Genomic DNA, 22,653 nt, shown 5'->3' with positions numbered 1-22,653 from the left:
AAGATTTATAGAGAACCTATTTAATCATTATTTAGTTCTACAATTCTTTCCAAATCTTCCACCAAATGTTTCGATATTTCTTCGGTTATGGGTACAGAAGTTAAATGGTACCAACTAAAGACAGTTGGTGCCATTTTATTTAATAGTAAGATTATTTACAAAGTCTTTTACAACAGTGAAAGTATTGCCTTCACAATATCGTCATAAACCTGTTTATCCTTTTCACCACTTCTGGCCAAAACTCTTATTCCTGAATAGTTATTGAAGATAAATCTTGCTAAAACTTTCGCATCTGATTTCTTAGAAATCTGTCCTAGCCCCTGACCTTTCTGAATTGCATCCGTGAAAATATTAATCATTGTAACTGTATTTTCCTGTACTATTTTAGCAACTTCAGAATCGTGCATTGCCAATTCAACAGAAGAATTGACCATAAAGCAGCCTTTTGTAATTCTATCTTCCAGACTTTCTATAACGGCTTGTTTAAAAATAGCTTGCAATGTATCTTTTATATTTTCTGAAAAGCGGAAAAGCTCGGTGATTGCATCCTGATTCTGCTTCTGATACTTTTCTAAACATTTTACAAATAACTTCTGCTTATCTCCAAAAGTATCATATAGACTTGAGCGGCTTATAGCCAAATGATTTACCAAATCCTGAGCAGAAGTGCCATTATAACCTTTATGCCAGAAAATCTCAATCGCTTTATCCAAAGCTCGTTCTTCATCAAATTCTTTTGTTCGTGCCATAGTTTTAGAGTTAATATTAACAAAGATACTAAAATAACGGAACATTCATTCCGTTATTTTGGCAAAAAAAATTATACTACAGAATTAACAGTCAACCCTCCATCAACAATTATTTCCGTTCCTGTAATGAATGATGAATCGTCTGAAGCTAAGAAACCGACTGTTTTTGCAATTTCAGCAGATTGCGCAAAACGTTTTAGTAAAATTTTCTGTCCTAGGATTTCTCCTAAACCTTCTACTTGTTCGCTAGGCAAACCTAATTTACCGTAGAGCGGCGTTTCAACAGGTCCCGGCGAAACGGCATTGACTCTGATTTTTCTTGAAGCCAATTCTGCCGCAAACACTTTATTCATCGATAGCACAGCAGCTTTGCTTGCAGCATATACACTTGAATTAGGCATTGCTAAATGGGCATTTACTGAAGTGTTAAAAATAATAGAAGCTCCGTCGTTTAGAATTGGTAATAGTTTTTGAAGTGTAAAATACGTTCCTTTTACGTTAACATTCATTATACTGTCGTAATGGTTTTCTGAAGCAGAATCTAAAGGAGCAAAAGCTGCAATACCAGCATTCAGAAATAAAATATCTATTTTTCCGAACTGAGCGGAAACCTGCTCTACCAGATTATCAATGGATTTTAAATCAGACTGGTCGGCCTGAATTCCTGTTACATTTAATTCTTGCTCTGCTTGTTGAAGAGCTTCTTTGTTTCTACCGGTTACGATTACTTTTGCGCCTTTTGCTGATAATTCTGCAGCAGCTGCCAAACCGATTCCGCTATTTCCTCCTGTTACAATAGCTACTTTGTTGTCTAAATTTTTCATTTTAAATTGTTTTAAATTGTTTTAAATTGTTAATTGTTGAATTTTGAATTTTGAATTTTGATATGGCAAAGTTACAATAACGGAACGTTCATTCCGGTTAACGTATGGTAAGATTTTTAAAATTTTTAAAAAATTTTTTTTCTGCACAAAAAGTATAATTGATTAAAAATGATTCCGCTTAATTCCAAGCTTTAACATCTTGGATGCGAGTGTCGTAGGCGGAACACCTAGGATTTTGGCGGCACCGTCATCACCTCTTATTCTTCCTCCGCATTGGTTGAGTACTTTAAGAATATGTGCTCTTTCATTTTCCTCAATTGTTCTGTGTTGCAAAAAGTCTTCATCTATATGAGAACTGCCTAAATCATCTTCTACAGGTAAAGGGATGATATTAATATGATCACCTTTAGTCATAATGACACTTCTTTCAATCAAATTCTCCAATTCCCTTATATTTCCCGGCCAATTGTAATTGAGCAGGCTTTTTAATGATTCTGAGGAAAGTGATAACTCACTTCTATTTAATTTTTCACAAAATTTACTTATAAAATGTTGGGTTAAAATTCCGATATCATCTTTCCTTTCTCTCAAAGCCGGTACCTGCAAAGGAAATACACAAAGTCTATAATATAAATCCAGACGAAATCTTCCTTCACCAACTTCTTTTTCAAGATTTCGATTGGTAGCGGCAATAATTCGGATGTCAACTTTAATGGATTTAATACTTCCCACACGCTCGATTTCTTTTTCCTGAAGAACCCTCAGTAATTTTACCTGAACATCCAACGGAATCTCCCCTATTTCATCTAAAAATAAAGTGCCTTTGTCTGCCTGCTCAAATTTCCCGATATGTTGATGCAAAGCTCCTGTAAATGAACCTTTTTCGTGTCCGAAAAGTTCTGTTTCTATTAAGCTGGAAGGCAGTGACGCACAATTTATCTTGACAAAAGGCTGATTTTTCCGCGACGATAAATTATGAATAGCAGTAGCAATTTTCTCTTTTCCTGTCCCGCTTTCGCCGGTGATCAGAATAGTAGTGTCTGTTGGTGCAACCTGACTTATATTATCAAAAACGCTAAGCAAAACAGGACTTTTCCCGATAATTCCTTCAAATTGATTTTCTAATGGTTTTACTGTGACTGATTTTTGACTTTCGACGATTTGACTGGCAATAATATTCTCTACATTATAAATAAAATTATCCTGCAGTCTTTTGCAAATCTCCAAATGATCCTCATCAAATACAGAAGAGTTTTTGCTGTAAAATGAAAATACAAATTTACCTTTTTTCGTGATGGACAAAGGAATTGGCAGCGTTAGATTTGATTTCATACCAAGATGATTTCCAGCGATTTTATGCAATGTGGGTTCCATTTTTTTCTTTTGAAAATCATATTCATTACTGCAGATGATTTTATTTTCGGTCGTTGTGTTTTTCAGGATCAATTCCAGCTCGTGGAGTTTTAAGTTCGTGAGCTCCTGCAGACTTTCCAAGGTGATTTTTTGATACTCATTAAAACCTGTTCTGAGAAAACCGAAAAAAATATTTTTCGGAGTTTCATCCGATACATAATTGGCAATCATCAGTTCGTATGGAATTAAAGGTTGTAAAGCCGTGCAGATCTGCATCAGATATTGATCCCAGGTTCCGAAATTTGAAATCAGATCTTTAAGCTGTCTCTGAAACAATTGTTCTTTTCTGATAGAAGATTCTACATTATGTTTTTGATGATAACCTGCAATCTGCATCATAATTAAAAGATCCTGCTCACGAAATGGTTTCACAAGAAAACCGTAAGGATGGGTTGCTTTGGCATCACTCAAAATATCCTGACCAGAGTTGGCGGACAAATAGATAAAACCAATATTTTCTTCTTTCAAAAATTTACCTAAATCAATTCCTGTCTCTTTCCCTGTTAAAAAAATATCGAGCAGTACGAGACCCGGTTTTTCTTTGGCAATATTTTCTTTGGCATCATCGACACTTCGTGCAATTCCCGAAACAGTATATCCAGCATTTTTCAACATTAATCTTAAGTGATTAGCTTCCACAAAATTATCTTCTACGATCAGTATTTTTGTGTTTGTATTCATTGATTCTAAATTGTAAAAATTAATTCGATTTTTGTTCCTGCTTCATTGCTTATGCGGAATTCTGCCATAATATCTTCGCTCAAACCTTTCATCAATTTTAAACCTAAAGATTTCGAGTTTTCAATATCGATTGGCTCTGGAATTCCAATCCCGTCATCACAAACCGTGAGTCGGAATTTTTCATTTTCCTTATTTAAATTGATTGTGATGACACCTTGCTCCTTATTTGGAAAAGCATATTTGATGGAATTGGTCACTGCTTCATTTAAAATCAGACCAATAGGAACAGAATGCGATAACGGAAAATCTACTTTATCAATATTTAGAGAAAATCTTATTTGTTTTCTGACATCAAAAGAATCAGATAAATAATAAGTCAAATCTAAAATATACGAGGGCATATCGATCATCGAAAGATTTTCCGACTGATAGAGTTTATTATGAATCATCGACATCGCTTCTACCCTTCTTTGGCTCTCTAAATTGGCTTCAATCGCTTCTCTACCTTCCAAATATTCATTCTGGCTGGCCAATAATCCGACAACCATATGCAGATTGTTTTTTACCCTGTGATGAATTTCCCGCAGCAACCATTCTTTCTCTGTGATGGCATTATTGAGTGAGGTATTAGTCTGTTTTATCTGATCCTGCTGCCGGCTTAGAATTAGATTATTTTTCTGCTTCAGACGATATGCTCTATAAAGAAAACATACAAAAAACATTAACACAATGAAGCCTCCTAACATAATATTTCTAGTTAAAGATGCTTTTTCGAGACTGGCATTCTGTAAGGTAGTTTTATTGGTGAGATTGCTGATATATCTATCTTTCTTTTCAGTTTCATAAAGAACATTCAGCTTACTGATTTCTTTTGATTTTTTTTCATCAAAATACTTTTTACTGAATCTCACGTACTCCTTGTAATGTTCTAACGCTGGTTTTAAATCTCCTCTTGCCGAATCTATTTTATATTCCCAGAGATTAAAATCTGCGAAGTAACTGTCTTTATTAATTTTCTTGCAGATATTGTATTGAAGCCGGTTGTAAAATTCAGCATTTTCGTAGTTTTTTAGAGCTAAATTCAGGTCAACTAAAGTGGTATATATCAAAGCCAAAATATCATAATCATTCACAGAGTCTATATTGGAAACTAATTTTTTCTGATAAGGAACTGCTTTATCATACTGTTTCTTATGTAAAAAAATGCGGATTGTAATACAGTCCAACTTAAAAGAATTGCCATTTCCAATAGCTTTATATTTCTTTTTTATGTTAGTAATGAGTTTCAAAGCATCATCGTAATGGCCAGTTTTTAGCATTGTGTGGGAGATATTTCCTACAATTGCTTTGATATCATCAGTATTTTTAAATTTTTCAGAGATCTGTAAAGATTTCTGATAGTAGAGTAAGGCATTATCATAATCAGTCATTTCTTCGTACGCCATACCAATTCTATTGTAAATCACGTAATTAAATTCTTTCTTATTACCCACTTTTTCAGTAGTATTGAGAGCCAGAAAACAATATTTTAACCCTTCCTTATAATCTCCTAAAAAAATGTAAATAGCTCCCAACAGATCATAAAGATTCTCTAAATTTTTATAATTGCTTTTTTGATATAATGACAATGATTTTTTTAAGCAGTTAAGTGATTCGATACCATTTCCTAACAAAAGGTAAATGTCACCTTTTTCTCTGTAACAGTCTCCAAGACGTTTTTTATTTCCTGATCTTTCAAAATAGCCGATTGCTTTGTCAAGGTAAATAATCCGGTCTTCATATTTAAGTCCCATTAGTGTTTTGCTTGACCAGATCATTATCCAGGATTCTCCTATGAGATCATATTCATTGATATCTCTGAGGTTATTTATCGCGGCAACAGCATAAGAATGGCTCTTAACAAAATGATTATCGTGCTGCTCAAGCATAGAACTCAATAAATAAGATGCTCCGATACCTTTTTTGTATCTGAGTTTTTTACTGAGTTCAAAAGCTTTATTAGAATAGTTGATTGCTTTCGTGACAGGCATAAGATTGTATTTATCCCTTTCAAAATAATAATTTCCTAATGCTAAAAGCATATCTACCTTTTCTCTATCATCATCAAGAGATTTCAATTGTCTTTCTGCCAACTCAACATTGTATTTGGTAATATCATTATTCTTTGCCTCAAAACAGACAGGAAGAAAAATTAAAATTAAAACCACTAAAAAGTCGGTAAAACGTAAATATGATTTCATCGATTTCAACGTATTGAATGTAATAAAGCAAAGAGGCAAGTTACAATTTAAGGTACTGAAATACAATGCTTAATAAGAAAAAATTTAAGCTTTTCAGCCAACGAAATACAGCTACTATTTTTCGTTTTACAACGATATATCGTTGGATTAAAAATTGAGAAAAATTTACAAATCGCTGATTATAAATCGATTAAATATAATGCTCGATTTTTGTCAAGGTTGATGGCATAACAACCATATAAAACTCAGTTATGCAAACAGACCACCGAAAAACCATCCTATTTATTACGGGAGCCTTCGTCAGCAACGAATGTTGGAACGAATGGAAAGACTTCTTCAATAACAAAGGATACAAAACCATTGCTCCACCCTGGCCATTCAAAGATGCATCTCCGGAGATCTTGCGAAAAAGACATCCAGATGCAGAAGTAGCCTCCATTAGACTTACACAATTGATTGATCATTTCGGAGAAATTGCCAGATCATTTGATGAAAAACCCATCATTATCGGTCATTCTATTGGTGGTCTAATTGGTCAAATTTTGAATCAAAAAGGTTTGGCGTCATCAGTTGTGGCAATTCATTCTGTTCCTCCGCAGGGGATTATGACTTTCAAATTTTCTTTTCTAAAAGCAGGTTGGGGTCCGCTGGGATTTTTCACTTCCACGAAAAAAACATTTCAGATGAGCTTCCAGCAATGGCAGTACGCATTTGCCAACGGACTTCCCTTGGAGTGGCAGGAAAAGGGTTATCAACAGTTATCAATTCCAGAATCTAAACTGGTTGTGAGAGATACAATAACATCAGCTGCAAAAGTAGAATTTAGCAGGCCACATTCTCCCTTGCTGTTTATCGCGGGTGAAAATGATCACACCATTCCAAAACAGTTGAATCTCGATAATTACAAAAAATATAGCGATAAAAATTCGGTGACCGACTTTAAAGCTTTTCCGGGCAGAAATCACTTCGTTTTGGGACAGCCTGGGTGGCAGGAAGTCGCGCTCTATATTTCAGAATGGCTTCAGGAAAATAAAAATTAAAAAATTATAACTCATTTAAATTATCAATTATGAAATCACTTATTACAAATCCCAATCAAAAAAACAGAGCGTTTTTTTTAAGCTTATTGGCAATTAACTTTTTTTTACTTACTTCTTTCACTAAAGCAGAAGTTACATTAAAGACAGATTCAGCAAATACAAAAACCTTATTGCTTGAAACAGATCCAAAGCCTGCCAACCCACCTGCTAATTTCAAACACCAGACCGCTATGGTGAATGGGGTTAAAATACATTATGTAATCGGAGGAAAAGGTGAACCTTTAGTATTGATCCACGGTTTTGGTCAAAACTGGTTTATGTGGAATCGTCTCCTTCCTGAACTTTCCAAACACTTCACCGTCATTGCACCTGATTTAAGAGGAGTTGGTGAGTCTGATAAACCGTATGGAGGTTATGACAAAAAAAATATGGCGAAAGACATCCACGAACTTGTGAAAAAATTAGGTTACAACAATATCAATCTTGCGGGACACGACATTGGATTGATGGTGGCTTACGCTTATGCAGCACAATATGGTGACGAGGTTAAAAAAGTAGCTTTGATGGATGCACTGCTTCCTGGAGTAGAGCCTGTATGGTCACAGGTTTCAGCTTCAGCTTGGTGGTTCGGATTTTTCGCCTGGCCTGCTTCAGGAGATATCGTGACCGGAAAAGAAAAAGAATATTTAACCAATTTCTGGCCGGTTGTTGGTCACGCAAAAGATCCTTTCACAGCCGAAGAAACTACAGAATTCATCCGTGCTTATTCCGTGAAAGATGGTGCGAGATCCAGCTTCAAATGGTTTGCCAATTTCCCTCAGGATGGAAAAGACAATTTGGTCCTGATGCAGACTAAACTAAAAATGCCATTGCTGGCGATGGGCGGAGAATATTTTGCGGCAGCATTCTTAAAAGATCATTCTAAACTTGTTGCAGAGAATGTAACTGAATCTAAAATTGCGGGTGCAGGACATTGGATTGTTCAGGAAAACACCGCTCAGGTACAGAAAGACTTATTAGCATTTTTTCTTTCAAAATAAATCTTGTTATATATCTATTCCCCTTTATAGTGGAAACCCAACAGGCGCAATAAACGACGTTGCGCCTTGCGGTTTCTGAGACATTACTACTATACATTTTTAAGTTAAAATATACTTACAGATTTATGAAACAACTATTTCTACTTTTATTATTTTCCTTTGCTCTGCTGATACAGGCCCAGGAAAAAGCAGACCTTATTGTTTATAACGGTAAAATTGCCACGATGCAAAAAGCCGGAGAATTTGCTCAGGCAATTGCAACAAAAGAAGGAATCATTCTAGAGACCGGAACTTCAAAAAATATCCTGGAAAAATATAAGAACTCATCCACTAAAACTATTGATGCTAAAGGCAAAACCGTAGTGCCAGGTTTGAATGACAGTCACATTCACGTTATTCGTGAAGGCCTTAATTACAATGCAGAATTGCGTTGGGATGGGATAAAAACTTTGAAAAGAGCTATGGAAATGCTCAAGGAGCAGGCTGCAAGAACGCCTCCCGGAGTTTGGATTAAAGTAATTGGAGGCTGGAATGAGTATGGATTTGAGGAAAAAAGACAACCTACCATTGAAGAAATCAACGCTGCCGTTCCGGACAAACCCGTTTTTATCACTTATTTATATGGAAAAGCTTTTCTGAATAAAAAAGGAATTGAAGTTTTAGGCTACAGCAAAGACATCCATTATGAAGGAAGTGTTTTAGAACAGGATAAAGACGGAAACCTGACAGGTCTGATGTTCGCCAAAGAAACGCCGAAAGCTATTTACACCACTTTGGGATTAACCACTAAATTAACGCCTGAAGAAAGAATCAACAGTTCACTTCAATTTAACCGTGAACTCAATCGGTTTGGATTAACCTCTGTTATTGATGCCGCAGGCGGTTCCCAAAATTTCCCGGCAGACTATTCAACTTCAATGGAACTTGCAAAGCAAGGAAAGCTGAATCTTAGAATTTCTTACTATCTGTTTGCTCAACAAAAAGGAAAAGAACTTGAGGATTATGAAAAGTGGGTGAAAGAAACGATCATTAATAAAAATGACAATCTTTTGGTTGCCAATGGGTACACTGAAGAAGGTGCCGGAGAAAATATCGTGGCTTCAGCTGCCGATTTTGAAAACTTTCTCGAACCAAGAATTGTTCTTTCAGACGAAATGGAAAGCGATCTTGAACCGATTATCAGGCTTCTTGTTAAAAACAGATGGCCGTTTCGGCTGCACGCAACGTATGGCGAATCGATCGACAGAATGCTTAATGTATTTGAAAAAGTAAATAAAGACACCCCTTTTAACGGATTGCGTTGGTTTTTCGATCACGCTGAAACCATTACACCGCAGGAATTGGAAAGAGTGAAAAAGCTTAATGGCGCAATTGCCGTTCAGTTCAGAATGTATTTTCAGGGAGAATTATACGAAAAATTGTATGGTACGCCGAAAACTCAATTGCCTCCCATCAAGAAAATGTTGGCAATGGGAATTCCTGTCGGAATGGGAACTGATGCCACGAGAATTTCAACCTATAATCCCTGGATGGCGATGCATTGGTTAATTACCGGAAAAACCTTAGGAGGAATGCAATTCTGGCCAAAAGACCAGATTTTAGACAAGTTCACAGCGTTACAATTATACTCTTCGGGAAGCGCCTGGTTCTCCGGAGAGGAAAAAGACAAAGGAAAATTGATTAAAGGAATGTATGCCGATTTCTCCATTTTATCAGAAGATTATTTTACAATTCCGAATGATAAAGTCAGAAATATTGAATCTGACTTAACGGTTGTAAACGGAAAAGTTGTTTACGGCGCAAGAGATTTTAAAACATATGATCCGGGAATTGAACCGGTAATTCCAGAATGGTCGCCGGTAAAATATTTTGGCGGTTATGTGAAAAAACCTTAAAACCATTTTAACAATTCAAAAACTACCCTTATGAAACTTCAAAAAATAACTTCAATACTATTGATTTTTGCATTTTGCTTGCTCACTAACAATATTTACGCACAATTCGCTATGCCCAAACACCTACCAATCTGGGATGCGAATAAAGTGACTTTGAAACTCCATAAAATTTCAGAAAATGTATACACAGTTTCACCAAGCACCACCGAAACCGAAACCACAAAAGGGATTCCGCAAGCAACCTCAGCGGGATTTATTGTAGGTGACAAAGGTGTTTTATTAATTGAAACAATGCTAAGTAAAGGATTGTACGATCAGTTATATAAATTAATCAGATCAGTGACCAATAAGCCTATTGTTTATGCGATTAACACAAGCGATCACGGCGATCATTGCTTTGGAAATTATCTCCTGCCAAAAGAAACCATTATTATTCAAAATGAATTCTGCAAAGAAAATCTTTCAAAGAATTATGATAATATCAAACAGTTTATGATAGGACTTTTTGGAAGCGGGCGTGGCATTGAAGAAAGTGTTTACAGGCCTGCAGATGTTACAATTGCCATCAATCAAACCATGAAAATCGATATTGGAAAAGGAAATATCGTTGAGATCATTAATGTAGGAACTGCGCAATCTCCGGCGGATCTTTTTGTTTATCTTAAATCTCCTACGGGAAATGTTTTATGGGCTGGAAATCCTTTTATTGCGGAAAGTCCGGCAATTCCATGGTTGTTTGACGGTTATTTCCTCGAACCCGTGAAAAACCTCAACAAAATCTATAATATGATTTCTGATAAAGATATTGTCGTTCCCGGACATGGAAGAATTACTAATAAAGCAGGTATTAAGTACACAATTGATTACGTCACAGCTTTGCAGAAAAATGTAGAAGAAGCTGTGAAAAAAGGATTGAGTTTGGAACAGACAAAAGCAACCGTAACCATGAAAGAATTTGATAAAGGTTACGAACTTTTCAACTGGCTACATTTCAATTTTAATATTCCGAATGCTTATAAAGACATTAAGCAAAACATTAATTAACAAACTATTAGCAATAATTAATTTTTAACTATTTGATTATGAAAAATAAACTGTTATTACTGGTTTCATTGATTCCATTATCATGCTTTGCACAGGAATATCCGTCTTTTAAATCGAGTCGGCAAGATGAAGATTACAGTTTTCTAAAGAAAGATTCAACAAAAGGAAATTGGTACAAAACCATGAAGTTTCTCCCGGCAGACAAATCAAAAAATATCTATTTCAGTTTTGGAGGCGATATCAGATTTCAATATTTCTATGCTAAAAATGAGAACTGGGGAGATGGCGAACAGGACAATGACGGTTATGTATTATCGCGATATTTCCTCCACACCGATTTTCATGCAGGAAAATTTTTCAGAGCTTTTGTTCAGGTACAGAGCAGTTTGGCGGACGGAAGAATCGATCCGAGCCCGATCGATCAAAATCCTCTTGACGTTCATCAGGCTTTTGCAGATTTTAATTTCATTAATGAAAACGGTAAAAGATTGATTGTGAGGGCAGGAAGGCAGGAACTTTCGTATGGTTCGCAACGTTTAGTAGCGCTTCGTGATGGTCCCAACAACCGACAATCTTTCGACGGCGTAAAAGTGATGGCAGGAAAAGAAAATGTCTCCGCCGATTTATTTTTCAGTCATTATGTTGTGGCAAAAGATGGAATTTTCGATGACAATTCTAATCAGGATCGACAATTCTGGGGAAGTTATTTCGTATTTAATAAAATCCCGGTTGTTAAAAATATTGATCTTTATTATTTAGGATATGAAAGATTGAAAGCTAATTTTAACGACGCAATGGGAAAGGAAATTCGTCATTCTTTAGGAGCAAGGATTTGGGGGAAATCTGAAAGCTGGCGTTATGATGGAGAAGCGGTGTATCAATTTGGTGATGTTGGAAGCAAAGATATCAATGCATGGACAGCTTCAATCAATACAGGTTATCGTTTTAATTCCATAAAATTTCATCCGGAAATCGGCTTCAAAACTGAAGTGATAAGCGGAGACAAATATGAAGGTGATTCAAAATTGCAGACTTTCAATCCGCTTTTCCCGAGAGGTGCCTATTTTGGATTGGCTTCTGTGATTGGACCTTCCAACCTTATTGATCTTCATCCTTCCATCAGTTTTGAAATCACCAAAAACATCGATTGGGTGGTTGATTACGATATGTTTTGGCGATACAGTGGAAATGATGGGATTTATGCGCCAAACACTTCTATGATTTACCCGTCAAATACCACGACAAAAAAGAAAATCGGCAATCAGCTTGAAAGTGAAATTATCTGGGAGCCTACTCCATTTCTTTATTTCAGGCTCGAAGCGACTTGGTTCCTGGCAAAAGATTATATCAAAGCTTCAGGAATAGGAAAAAATATATTCTTTACGGGAATTACTTCACAGGTCCGATTTTAATTCTTGAAAGATTAACCTCTTAGTTTGTCATAGAAATCAGGATGGTAAACTAAGGTGTAATTGTTCAAAAAACTCATTAAAACCTTTATAAATCAATCAAAATGAAAACTTTACAACTATTCATATTCATTCTGCTTTTCAGTTTTCCTGCGCAGGCACAGAATTTTACTGATCAGGAAATTAAGACAAAACAAACGGTAGAAAAATTCTTTGAATACGTAGGATCAAAAGATCCGGAAAAAATATCGTCGGTTGTGGCTGAGAAAGTCGACTGGTATATTTTTGAATCCAAATATATGCCCTGGACAGGACACCGTTCCAAAAGAGAGGAGATTTCAGCATTATTCAGAACACTTTTCACCTATTTTGTTGAAGGATCTGATAAGTTTGAAGCTCAATCTTTTTTGCTTCGAGGCAATCAGGTTGCGGTATTTGGAATGGTTGAAAGAACTGTGAAGAAAACCGAAAAACATTTTAAGATGCCTTTTGCCATGCACATTACCGTAGAAAATAATTTGATAACCCAATTTTCTATGTATGAAGAAACTTTGATCATCGAAAAGGCATTTCAATAAATTTAAAATCTAATAACAATGAGTAACAGAAGAGATTTTATAAAGAAAACAAGTCTAATTGGACTTGCAGGCCTTGTACAACCTTTAAAAGTATTCGCATCTCCTCCAAATATTGATCAAAATGTTGATTATAAAAATGAAAGTGCAAAGTGGGCAGACGGTTCACGTTTGGTGGTTTCGGTATCAATGCAGTTTGAAGCCGGCGGACAACCGGTAAATGCTGAGAGTCCATTCCCTCAAAATATGCAAAAAGGATTTGTGGATCTTCCTGGAGAAACCTGGTATCAATATGGTTACAAAGAAGGAATCCCCAGAATGCTTGACAATTGGGATAGGCTTGGAATAAAAGTTACCTCGCATATGGTAGGATCAGCAGTACTGAAAAATCCGGCACTTGCTAAAGAAATTGTGGAAAGAGGCCATGAAGCAGCTGCACATGGTATGAATTGGGCAACGCAATACTCGATGTCTTACGAAACCGAAAAGAAATTCATTAAAGATGGTGCTGATGCGATTAAAAAAGTGACTGGTTTCACTCCTGTCGGTTACAACGCCAATTGGCTCAGACGTGGAGCCAATACACTGGAGATTTTGCAGGAACTGGGTTTCAAATATCATATCGATGATTTGAGCCGCGATGAACCTTTTTTAATTAGAATAAAAGGGAAAGAATTTGCAGTTGTTCCTTATACCATAAGATGTAATGACATTGTTTTGATCGAAGGAAAAAATTTTAGTGCAGACCAGTTTATTCGCCAGGTTAAGCTGGAATTTGATCAACTTTACCAGGAATCTGAAAAGAAACAACGTCAAATGTCTATCAGTTTTCACGACCGCATTGGCGGAACACCGCAAATGGTTGCAGCAACTACTGAAATTATGAATTATATCAAACATCATAAAGGAGTCAGCTTTAAACGCAAAGACGAAATTGCAGAAATGGCTTATAATGACAAATCCGTAATCCGAGAATTTTAATTAAGGCACCTACATACTATTTTACACTTAATTTAAAAATCAAAATTCATAACACATAGTATATAAAAATAACTTTAAATACTATGTGTTATGAATTTTTTAAAACTAAAAATCTTTAATTTCTTTTGGAAATCGTTTGTATGGTTAGATTATGTTGTTAGATATAAAAAACAACCAAAATCAATTGAACTAACCAACAATAAAAATTTTGTTAAAGTTGATGGAACTTTAATTGCTTTTTATTTGAAAGAATTTTATCATTATGAAATACTTGAAGATACTAATTTACTTTAATTTATTTTTTAAATCTTTCCAACTCAATTTGTAGATTATCATTTAAATTAGGAACTGGTTTATATTTAATAATATTTTTGATAGAATTATCTGAAGGATCTTTAATTTGAGTAACTAAAGACACTACAAAATAAAAGTTTTTACCTAAATTATTTGATAATGTATTAAAGAGATTAGGCTGAGATTTCTCGAAATGTAAAATTAATGTACTTTCACAAAATGATTCTACTTTTCTTACTTCAGTATGTTCAAATATAACTTCTAAAATTTTTTCTCTTTTTTCTTTTGTATCATAAGATAAATGATATTGTTTCATAATTTTAATTTTCACAAAATTACAAAGAAATCACCATACATTGATTACGGAAACCCACAATAAAATCTCACTATTTTTCATTATAGTGAGATTTTTATTTAGCTATAAGTCTCTGATAAGTCAAATTACATCCTTTGACATTTGAAATCAAGTGTATAAATCTTTCACTCGGGCTCATCTTTCTTGTGTTGTGTCTGAATACAAATTCAAAGATATATTTCTGAAGATGTTTTCTTGATACAACTCTATAGACACCAATAATTCCACGCTTTAAATTCCCCCAAAAATTCTCAATACAGTTTGTACTTGTATTACCATTCACATATTCTTTCTTACCATGATTTACAATTGAATGATTATAATATTTATGTAAGTCATTATATGCTTTCCATTCGTCTGTGTAGACAGTATCAAATAAGTTTATTGTCTCTAATATTTTAGGTTCTAATTGTTCAGCACTTACAGATTCTACCACATGAGCAACAACTTTACCTTTACGCTCAATCATTCCTAAAACAGGAACTTTGTCTTTAAAACTACGTCCTTGTGAATGTTTTACTTTCTTGTCTGCATGACGATTTTTATTTTTGCCACCTACGTAGGTTTCATCAATTTCAACCTCTCCAGATAAAAAATGTTGATTTTCAAATTTGGAACATTCTCTTAATCTTTTAAGAATGAACCATGTCGTTTTCTGTGTCAAATTCAGCTCTCTTTGCAATTGCATTGATGATAGACCACCTTTATGACTTGTAAATAACCATATTGCGATAAACCAATCTTGAAGCTTAAGGTTTGAATTCTTAAAAATTCCAATATTTCTTATTGTAAAATATTTTCCTGTGTTTTTACACTTGTATCTATTCCCTTTACATTTATAAACTTTTGAACTTTTATCAAAAGGCGAAACTGGATTTCCATCCCAAAAAATCTTTTCTAAAAAATTAATGCACGTTTGTTCATCCGAAAACGTCAAAATTAATTGTTTTAATGATTTGATTTTTAGTTCATTAAAAATATTCATATCTTCTATTGTTAGAAGAATACTATCCGTTTTATGAATGAATTATAAGATTGAAGAGCTAATGTTGCGCTAAAAAAACACATGATATTTTCAACTTTGAAAAAACTCTTTATATTTGTTAAATATTACGGATATATGAAATCCTAATAAGACATTTTCGAACACATAGAAAACGTTTAACTTATTGTCTCTAACGAATCTGGTAAATTTAATTTAGGACGATAATAAGTAGACTGACCTACGCTATACTCTTATGGCGTGGGCTGCTACTTATTTTAGTCCAAGGCTTACCAGAGCCCGTTAGATAGAATTTGTTAGCAGTTCCACGCTTTCTTTTTATCTAATAACAACTCTTCTTCGGAACTCAGAAGAAAACAAAATCAATTTATGTTTATCCGTATTACGGAAATCCGTAAGGAAATTATCTATCTACAAAATAGCTTTGTGGAGTTTAAACTATTAAAACAATTTTAAAAAATTATGAAGAAAATTATTTATGTAACAGTTCTATTCTGTGGCATATATGTATCAGCACAAAAGTCATATCAGCAATACAAACAAGAAAGAGAATATTCTCAACGATACGCTAATGAACAAAAACAAAAGTTTATTAATGATGTCAATAAAGCATTAACTCAATACAATTCATTGACAGATCAATATGTAACTCTTGTTAAAAAACATAAAAGCACAACTTATGTAGAAAAAAATTATCCTAAAATAATCAAACCAATGTATGATGTACAAATAAGACTGTTATCTGTTGGGAAATCAATGACTTGGAATCAAAGTGATAGGTATAATGACATACATCATAAATGGCTGGTAATTCAAGATAGTTATGGAGATTAATCAAATAAAGAAATAAGACATTTAAGAGCCTATCTAATTAGATAGGCTCTTATTTATTTGTATTTTAACTTAGTGTAAAATAGTATGTAGGTGCCTTAATTAATTACAATTTCGATCATCCTTAAAACTTAAGAAAACTATAACCATTTAATAATATCAAGATGAAGTATAATCAATTATTTCAACCTTATCAATTAGGAGAAAACCAATTAGAGAACAGATTCGTAATGGCGCCTATGACTCGGTCCAGATCTACTCAGCCAGGCGATATTCCGGGAACCGTAAAAGGATGAAAATATATACTTGAAAAACAGGAATATATAATTCTATAATTTTTACAAAAGGTGGAGTAAAAGAAATTATGTTAAGGGAAAAGTGAATATGTTCAATTAACGGATTTTATTTTCCCTTAGTCTTAATGTATATAAAAATATTATCTGATTTTTATGACCACTTTTCCCTTTGCCCGGCCACTTTCCACATATTTCATAGCTTCGTTGGTTTGACTGAATTCAAAAACTTTATCAATAACAGGTCTTATAATCCCGGTTTCTATTAATTTGGTGATTTCTTTGAGCTGATTTCCACTGGCTTTCATAAAAAGAAAATCGTAATTGATTCCTTCCTTTTTGGCTTTATTTCTCACTTTGCTGCTTAAAAATTTAAGAATAATCTTTATGTACCACGGCAAATGGAGCTCATCTGCCAACAGCGGTGTTGGCGGTCCGGAAATTGAAATGATTTTCCCTCCTTTTTTCACCACATCAAATGATTTATACAACGTTTTTGCATCCTGACTGTTCAGAACAAAGTCGTAATCGGTTAGGATATCTTCAAAATTTTGTGTTTTATAGTCAATTAAAACATCTGTTCCCAAGGTTTTTAAAAAATCAAAACTTTTTTCACTCGCTGTAGTTGTAACCTTCAGTCCTAAATGTTTAGCCAGCTGGATAGCAAATGTTCCCACACCTCCGGAACCCGCCTGGATGAATACTTTATCTGCCTTTTTCAGATCTGCCTTTTCTACCAAAGCCTGCCAAGCCGTTAAGCCCACCAAAGGAATAGATGCTGCTTCTTCCATCGTCAGATTATTTGGTTTTAGGGCTATATCTTCTTCGTTTATAGCGATAAATTCTGCAAAAGTTCCGATATTATAATCCGAAGGTCGGGAATAAATCTCGTCTCCAACTTTGAAATTTTTGACTTTTGAACCAACTTCTCTAATGATTCCAGCCACATCATGCCCCAAGACAAGCGGCATTTTGTAGGGAAGCAATATTTTAAACTCACCGTCTCTTATTTTTGAATCCAAAAGATTCACACTCGCAGCGTGGATTTCCACCAAAACCTGATGGTCCTTTATCGTAGGATTAGGAAGATCACCAAACTGAAGATCGCCACCTTTCTTATATTGTTTGATATAGTATGCTTTCATAGTATTATTTTTATTTTTTCAGAGACTGTTCGGAATTTTTGGGGTTCACTAATCCAAAAGCTAATTTAGGAAAAAAACGATGCAGGAAGTAGATGATTTTTGAGTCTCCCACTCGAATGGTGTATTGGTCTTTTTGTAATCCTGAAATTAAAGCTTTTACAAGTTCCGCAGGCGTTATCTTCTTATCAGTTCTAGCAGCAGTCATTTCTGTATCCACGACCGGCGGAAGCAGTTCGAATATTTTGATATTGCTTTTGATGATTCTCAGGTGTTCTCTCAACGATTTTGTGTAGAATGCCAAAGCTGTTTTGGTAGCAGAATAGGTTGCTTCTGTTAAAGATGGAACATAGCTCAGGATAGAAGTCGTGTTGATGATTGCCGCATCTTTTTTTGAATTCAGCATCTCTAAAAACAAATTATTCAGACGGATAACCCCCAAATAATTCACTTCCATTTCGTAAGCTGCATTTTCAATGTGTTTCTCATTCGGAATCCCTAAATTCATTGGCGGCACACCAACTCCCGCATTATTATACAGAATATCGATGCCACCCAATTCAGAAACTTTCTTAAAAAGTGCCTTAGCATCTTCCGCTTTGGAAACATCACTTTTGATGACTGTAAGATTTGGAAATCTTTTTTTAGCATCGTTCAGTTTATCCTGATTTCTGCCTGTCACAATGACTTTAGCGCCAATCTCTAAAAATTGTTTTGCGGCTTCAAATCCGATTCCTGAAGCACCACCCGTAATAAGAATTGTTTTTCCTTTTAGATTCATAGCAATTATTTTTGTTTAAAATTCACCATCAAAATTGAAATCTATTTTGATGGTGAATGAGATGAATGTTTGTTTTGATGAACGATCTGCGACAGGGATTGCAGCGACATCCTTTTGTGGAGCTTCAGCGGAACAAAAGATATAGCGAAAAGCCCGCCCGGTCGCCCAAATCATTCTAATTCTGAAGCACAGGATAATCTGTATATCCTTTTTCGCCCGGTGTGTAAAAAGTACTCTCTTCCGGCTGACTAAGCGGTGCATTGGTCTTGAAACGTTCTACCAAATCTGGATTTGCAATAAACGGAACCCCAAAAGAAACCAGATCCGCATCGCCGTCCTGAAGAACTTTCGTAGCCGTATCTTTGTTAAAACCACGGTTGATAATAATGGTTCCTTTGTAGATTTTACGGAAATGTTTTGCCACTTCCTGGATCGCTTCGGAATTCCCGGAAACATCGGTGAATGGCTCTATAAGGTGTAAATATGCCAGATTATAATCGTTTAATCTGTTGACAATGTAGTTGTAAAGCTCAATCGTTTCGTCATCCACCAAAATTCCCATAATACCGTTGAGAGAAGGATTCAGACGGACAGCGACTTTTCGGAGATCTGCTACTTCTCTGATGGCATCCAGAATTTCAAAAAGAATTCTTGCCCTGTTTTCTACTGAACCACCGTATTCATCGGTTCTCAGGTTGCTATTTTTGCTAAAAAACTGCTGTAGGAGATAACCGTTGGCTCCGTGAAGTTCTACTCCATCGAAACCTGCTTCAAAAGCATTAACTGCCGCCTGTTTAAAATCATTGACTGTTCGTTTGATATCTTCTGTTGTCATAGGCTGTGGCTCTCCGGAAAGCTGGAAACCTGTCGGTGTAAAAATCTGCTGCTCAGGATTGACGTTGGAAGGTGCCAATGGGTTTTTGCCCTCGTGAAGATCCGGATGCGAATAAGCGCCGGTATGCCAGAGTTGAGCGAAGATTTTACCTCCTTTTTTGTGAACGGCTTCTGTGCTTAGCTTCCAGCCGTCAATTTGCTGCTGAGTGTAGATTCCCGGAACGTTGACAACGCCGACAGCTTCGGGACTGATGAAGGTTCCTTCCGTTATAATCAAGCCTGCCGATGCTCTTTGCTCGTAATATTGTGCTGTAAGTCCGGTAGCTTTGTGTTCCTGATTATCGGAACGGCTTCTGGTCATCGGAGCCATTACGATTCGGTTTTTTAAATCCAGATTATCGCTTTTAAAAGCATCAAAAAGTATGTTTTCCATTATTATTAAAATTAAATTCGTAAATTTGCTTGCGTTTTGCAAGTACAAAGGTAAATAATTACTTTTGAAACGCAAGTGGATTTTTTAATATTTATTAAAATAAATTTATGTCAACTACAAAAAAGCGGTCAGACTGCCCTATCAGCAGTTCATTAGATGTTTGGGGTGATAAATGGTCTTTGCTGATCGTGAGGGATCTTATGTTTTCAAAACAATGTACCTATGGTGATTTTTTAAAATCTGAGGAGAAAATCGCTACCAATATTCTGGCATCACGTCTTTTAATGCTTGAAGAAAACGGCATCATCAGTAAGCAGAATCATCCGGACAGCAAAGCAAAAGTCTTGTATAAACTTACAGAAAAGGGGATTAATCTACTTCCACTGTTAATTGAAATCAATTTATGGGCGGAAAAATATTCTGAAATTCCCGAAAATCAAAGATGGGTATTGGACGAGACAAAGAAGGATAAGGAAGGATTTGTCCGAAAACAGATGGATGAGCTTTCAGCTGATTTATGACTATAAAAAAGGACTTTCGATGAAGTAATAATTTTGAGAATTTTATCATTTAGTCAGAGAAAATTGCATAAGTTTTCTCCCTTAATAATATTGTATTTCGAAGTTAAAAAACTAACATTTTAAAAGAAGAATTTTTTATCTCGATTTGATTTTTTAACTTGAGAAAAATTACTGAAAACATTTAGAATTTTATGCTAAACGATCAGAGGATATATCTGGATAATAACGCCACTACAAAAATAGATCCGCGTGTGTTGGATGCGATGCTTCCCTATTTTACCGAATATTATTCAAATGCCAACAGCATACATCTCGATGGTTTGAACGTGAAAGAAGCTGTAGAAAATGCGACCTTTCAGACAGCAAACCTTATCGGAGCCAAACAGAATGAAATTATTTTCACATCCGGCGCAACGGAAAGTATCAATTTAGCAATAAAGGGATTACAGCATTTAGACCGAAAAAAAATCATCACATTTTCAACCGAACATTCAGCGGTTTTAGATACCTGTGCTTTTATGGAAGCCGCTGGTTATGATGTCAAATATGAACCTGTAGAACAAGATGGTCTTATCAATATTGAAAATCTCAAAAATCAAATTGATGATAACACCCTCATTGTCATTGTTATGATGGTAAATAATGAAACAGGAACGATACAAAACATTAAAAAAATATCAGAAATTGCCCATTCCAAAGGTGCGATTATTTTATGTGATACCACTCAGGCTGTCGGCAAAATACCAATAGATGTCACTGATTTGGGGATAGATATGTTGACGATATCAGCTCATAAATTCTACGGTCCGAAAGGAATTGGAGCGCTGTATGTTTCGAATCAATCTAAGCTTAAACTTAATGCTCAGATTCACGGCGGCGGTCAACAGAAAAATTACCGAAGCGGAACTTTAAATGTACCCGGAATTATCGGTTTGGGAAAAGCCTGCGAAATTGCACAGGCAGAAATGAAAGATGATGAAATAAGAATCAGCCAACTTCGGGATAAACTTGAAACAGAATTGTTGAAAATTGAAGACAGTTTTGTAAACGGCTCAGTCAGTCACCGAATGTATAACACAACCAATATCTGTTTTCCAGGAGTTTGGTCTGAACAGCTGATTATGTCTTTAGGAAATATTTCGGTTTCAAACGGTTCTGCCTGCTCGTCTGTAACCTCAAAACCTTCGCACGTTCTGAAAGCTTTAGGTTTATCAGACGACGATGCTTTGAGTTCCATTCGCTTTAGCCTTGGACGGTTTACAACGTTAGAGGAAATTGATTTTACCATTAAAAAAGTTACCGAACTAGTCCATCAGTTGCGAACATAAATTTATCTCATTTGATCAAATATTTAGGATATTTTCTTTAATGAATCTGATTCTCATTCAATTGAAAAACGTGCAATAGCTGAGGAAAAAGTGCTTCCATAGATTCTTCTACTGCTTTTTTGGAGCCTGGTAAAGTCAAAACCAATGTTTTTCCTGAAAATCCTGCAACTCCGCGTGAAAGCATCGCCGTTTTTATTCGCTGTTGTCCGTAACTTCTGGCGGTTTCCATAATTCCGGGAATATTTCTGTCAATTAACGGTAAAACTGCATCCGGAGTGACATCTCTGGATGAAAGTCCTGTTCCGCCGGTGAAAATAACCAAATCAAAATTCTTTTCTTTACAGCCAATCAACGAAGACTGGATGGTATTAAAATCATCATGAATAATCTGGTAATCAATATCATTAATTTGATATTTTTCTAATAAATTACAAATCGTTTTGCCCGATGTATCTTCTTTTTCTCCTTTAAATGCAGAATCTGAACAAACAATGACAGCCGTTTTCAAATTAGAATTAATAAATTTGTTACTGTCAGATTTTCCGCCTTGTTTTTCCAGCAAACGGATGTTCTGGATTTCCACATTTTTATCAATCGGTTTCAGCATATCGTACATCACCAATGCTGCTACAGATGCGCCGTGCATCGCCTCCACCTCAACTCCGGTTTTATAAATGGTATGAACTTCAACAGAAATAATAACCGATAAATTTTCTATTTTAAAAGTAATGGAAGTAAATTCTACCGGCAACGGATGACAATCCGGAATAACATCACTTGTTTTTTTTACCGCAAACAATGCCGAAGCCCGGGAAAATTCAAAAATATCACCTTTCGGAACCGTCCGGTTTTCAATTGCCGAAATGGTTTCAAGAGAAGAAGTTTTCACTGTCGCTGTCGCAATCGCCTTACGAAGTGTGGATGATTTATGTGTAATGTCGACCATA

At 35.3% G+C, this 22,653-nt stretch carries 22 protein-coding genes; 12 read left to right on the top strand and 10 right to left on the bottom strand.

Annotated elements, in window-relative coordinates; genetic code table 11:
• Nucleotides 1–167: 167 nt before the first annotated feature.
• The 4 genes from ASG22_RS08980 to ASG22_RS08965 all read right to left on the bottom strand — a co-directional run bounded on the left by ASG22_RS08980 (nt 168) and on the right by ASG22_RS08965 (nt 5,907).
• Complete coding sequence (locus ASG22_RS08980) at nt 168–749, bottom strand: TetR/AcrR family transcriptional regulator (RefSeq protein ID WP_055983153.1); 582 nt, start codon at nt 747–749, stop codon at nt 168–170.
• A gap of 71 nt (nt 750–820) precedes the next feature.
• Nucleotides 821–1,573, bottom strand: a complete 753-nt coding sequence (locus ASG22_RS08975; RefSeq protein ID WP_055983151.1) for an SDR family oxidoreductase — start codon at nt 1,571–1,573, stop codon at nt 821–823.
• A gap of 162 nt (nt 1,574–1,735) precedes the next feature.
• On the bottom strand, nt 1,736–3,667 hold the full coding sequence (locus ASG22_RS08970; RefSeq protein WP_055983149.1) for a sigma 54-interacting response regulator: 1,932 nt from the start codon (nt 3,665–3,667) through the stop codon (nt 1,736–1,738).
• Nucleotides 3,668–3,672: 5 nt separating this feature from the next.
• Nucleotides 3,673–5,907, bottom strand: a complete 2,235-nt coding sequence (locus tag ASG22_RS08965) for a histidine kinase dimerization/phosphoacceptor domain -containing protein (protein ID WP_055983147.1) — start codon at nt 5,905–5,907, stop codon at nt 3,673–3,675.
• Nucleotides 5,908–6,158: 251 nt separating this feature from the next.
• On the opposite strand from ASG22_RS08965, the gene ASG22_RS08960 reads away from it, so the two are divergent.
• The 8 genes from ASG22_RS08960 (at nt 6,159) to ASG22_RS08925 (ending at nt 14,185) form a co-directional block, all read left to right on the top strand.
• On the top strand, nt 6,159–6,947 hold the full coding sequence (locus tag ASG22_RS08960; RefSeq protein ID WP_055983145.1) for an alpha/beta hydrolase: 789 nt from the start codon (nt 6,159–6,161) through the stop codon (nt 6,945–6,947).
• Between the two features lie 29 nt (nt 6,948–6,976).
• Entirely contained in the window at nt 6,977–7,987 is a 1,011-nt protein-coding gene (locus ASG22_RS08955; RefSeq protein WP_082504977.1) for an alpha/beta fold hydrolase, read from the top strand.
• 125 nt (nt 7,988–8,112) lie between these two features.
• On the top strand, nt 8,113–9,882 hold the full coding sequence (locus tag ASG22_RS08950; RefSeq protein WP_055983143.1) for an amidohydrolase: 1,770 nt from the start codon (nt 8,113–8,115) through the stop codon (nt 9,880–9,882).
• A gap of 111 nt (nt 9,883–9,993) precedes the next feature.
• Nucleotides 9,994–10,926 (top strand): MBL fold metallo-hydrolase, encoded by a 933-nt coding sequence (locus ASG22_RS08945; protein ID WP_055983141.1) that lies wholly within the window; start codon nt 9,994–9,996, stop codon nt 10,924–10,926.
• A 38-nt stretch (nt 10,927–10,964) separates the two neighbouring features.
• On the top strand, nt 10,965–12,338 hold the full coding sequence (locus ASG22_RS08940; protein WP_055983139.1) for an alginate export family protein: 1,374 nt from the start codon (nt 10,965–10,967) through the stop codon (nt 12,336–12,338).
• Nucleotides 12,339–12,439: 101 nt separating this feature from the next.
• On the top strand, nt 12,440–12,913 hold the full coding sequence (locus ASG22_RS08935; RefSeq protein WP_055983136.1) for a nuclear transport factor 2 family protein: 474 nt from the start codon (nt 12,440–12,442) through the stop codon (nt 12,911–12,913).
• Between the two features lie 18 nt (nt 12,914–12,931).
• On the top strand, nt 12,932–13,891 hold the full coding sequence (locus tag ASG22_RS08930; protein ID WP_055983134.1) for a polysaccharide deacetylase family protein: 960 nt from the start codon (nt 12,932–12,934) through the stop codon (nt 13,889–13,891).
• A gap of 90 nt (nt 13,892–13,981) precedes the next feature.
• Nucleotides 13,982–14,185 (top strand): hypothetical protein, encoded by a 204-nt coding sequence (locus ASG22_RS08925; protein WP_055983133.1) that lies wholly within the window; start codon nt 13,982–13,984, stop codon nt 14,183–14,185.
• 1 nt (nt 14,186) lies between these two features.
• On the opposite strand, the gene ASG22_RS08920 is transcribed toward ASG22_RS08925, so the two are convergent.
• Both ASG22_RS08920 and ASG22_RS08915 read right to left on the bottom strand, forming a co-directional pair.
• The gene (locus ASG22_RS08920; protein ID WP_055983131.1) at nt 14,187–14,501 is read right to left on the bottom strand and encodes a hypothetical protein; all 315 of its coding nucleotides are present in this window, start codon (nt 14,499–14,501) and stop codon (nt 14,187–14,189) included.
• Nucleotides 14,502–14,595: 94 nt separating this feature from the next.
• Entirely contained in the window at nt 14,596–15,534 is a 939-nt protein-coding gene (locus ASG22_RS08915) for an IS1595 family transposase (protein ID WP_082504976.1), read from the bottom strand.
• 471 nt (nt 15,535–16,005) lie between these two features.
• On the opposite strand from ASG22_RS08915, the gene ASG22_RS08910 reads away from it, so the two are divergent.
• The gene (locus tag ASG22_RS08910) at nt 16,006–16,377 is read left to right on the top strand and encodes a hypothetical protein (RefSeq protein WP_055983126.1); all 372 of its coding nucleotides are present in this window, start codon (nt 16,006–16,008) and stop codon (nt 16,375–16,377) included.
• A gap of 161 nt (nt 16,378–16,538) precedes the next feature.
• Complete coding sequence (locus ASG22_RS20735; RefSeq protein WP_117590784.1) at nt 16,539–16,670, top strand: hypothetical protein; 132 nt, start codon at nt 16,539–16,541, stop codon at nt 16,668–16,670.
• A gap of 140 nt (nt 16,671–16,810) precedes the next feature.
• Here ASG22_RS20735 and ASG22_RS08905 read toward each other — a convergent pair whose 3' ends face one another.
• The 3 genes from ASG22_RS08905 to ASG22_RS08895 all read right to left on the bottom strand — a co-directional run bounded on the left by ASG22_RS08905 (nt 16,811) and on the right by ASG22_RS08895 (nt 19,857).
• Nucleotides 16,811–17,812, bottom strand: coding sequence for an NADP-dependent oxidoreductase (locus ASG22_RS08905; protein WP_055983124.1), 1,002 nt, complete (start codon nt 17,810–17,812; stop codon nt 16,811–16,813).
• 10 nt (nt 17,813–17,822) lie between these two features.
• Nucleotides 17,823–18,590 carry an SDR family oxidoreductase gene (locus ASG22_RS08900; RefSeq protein WP_055983121.1) on the bottom strand — a complete coding sequence of 256 codons (768 nt, stop codon included), beginning with the start codon at nt 18,588–18,590 and terminating at the stop codon, nt 17,823–17,825.
• Nucleotides 18,591–18,765: 175 nt separating this feature from the next.
• Complete coding sequence (locus ASG22_RS08895; RefSeq protein ID WP_055983120.1) at nt 18,766–19,857, bottom strand: alkene reductase; 1,092 nt, start codon at nt 19,855–19,857, stop codon at nt 18,766–18,768.
• Between the two features lie 107 nt (nt 19,858–19,964).
• Here ASG22_RS08895 and ASG22_RS08890 point away from each other — a divergent pair, with 107 nt between their 5' ends.
• Together ASG22_RS08890 and ASG22_RS08885 are read left to right on the top strand one after the other, a co-directional pair.
• Nucleotides 19,965–20,378 (top strand): winged helix-turn-helix transcriptional regulator, encoded by a 414-nt coding sequence (locus ASG22_RS08890; RefSeq protein ID WP_055983118.1) that lies wholly within the window; start codon nt 19,965–19,967, stop codon nt 20,376–20,378.
• Between the two features lie 191 nt (nt 20,379–20,569).
• The gene (locus tag ASG22_RS08885; RefSeq protein ID WP_055983116.1) at nt 20,570–21,706 is read left to right on the top strand and encodes a cysteine desulfurase family protein; all 1,137 of its coding nucleotides are present in this window, start codon (nt 20,570–20,572) and stop codon (nt 21,704–21,706) included.
• 37 nt (nt 21,707–21,743) lie between these two features.
• On the opposite strand, the gene moaCB is transcribed toward ASG22_RS08885, so the two are convergent.
• Nucleotides 21,744–22,652, bottom strand: a complete 909-nt coding sequence (gene moaCB / locus ASG22_RS08880; RefSeq protein WP_055983114.1) for a bifunctional molybdenum cofactor biosynthesis protein MoaC/MoaB — start codon at nt 22,650–22,652, stop codon at nt 21,744–21,746.
• Nucleotide 22,653 lies beyond the last annotated feature (1 nt).

The organism is Chryseobacterium sp. Leaf405, from assembly GCF_001425355.1.
Lineage (GTDB): Bacteria > Bacteroidota > Bacteroidia > Flavobacteriales > Weeksellaceae > Chryseobacterium.
Note: the sequence above shows the minus strand (reverse complement) of the source record. Positions and strands in the feature narration are given on the sequence as shown.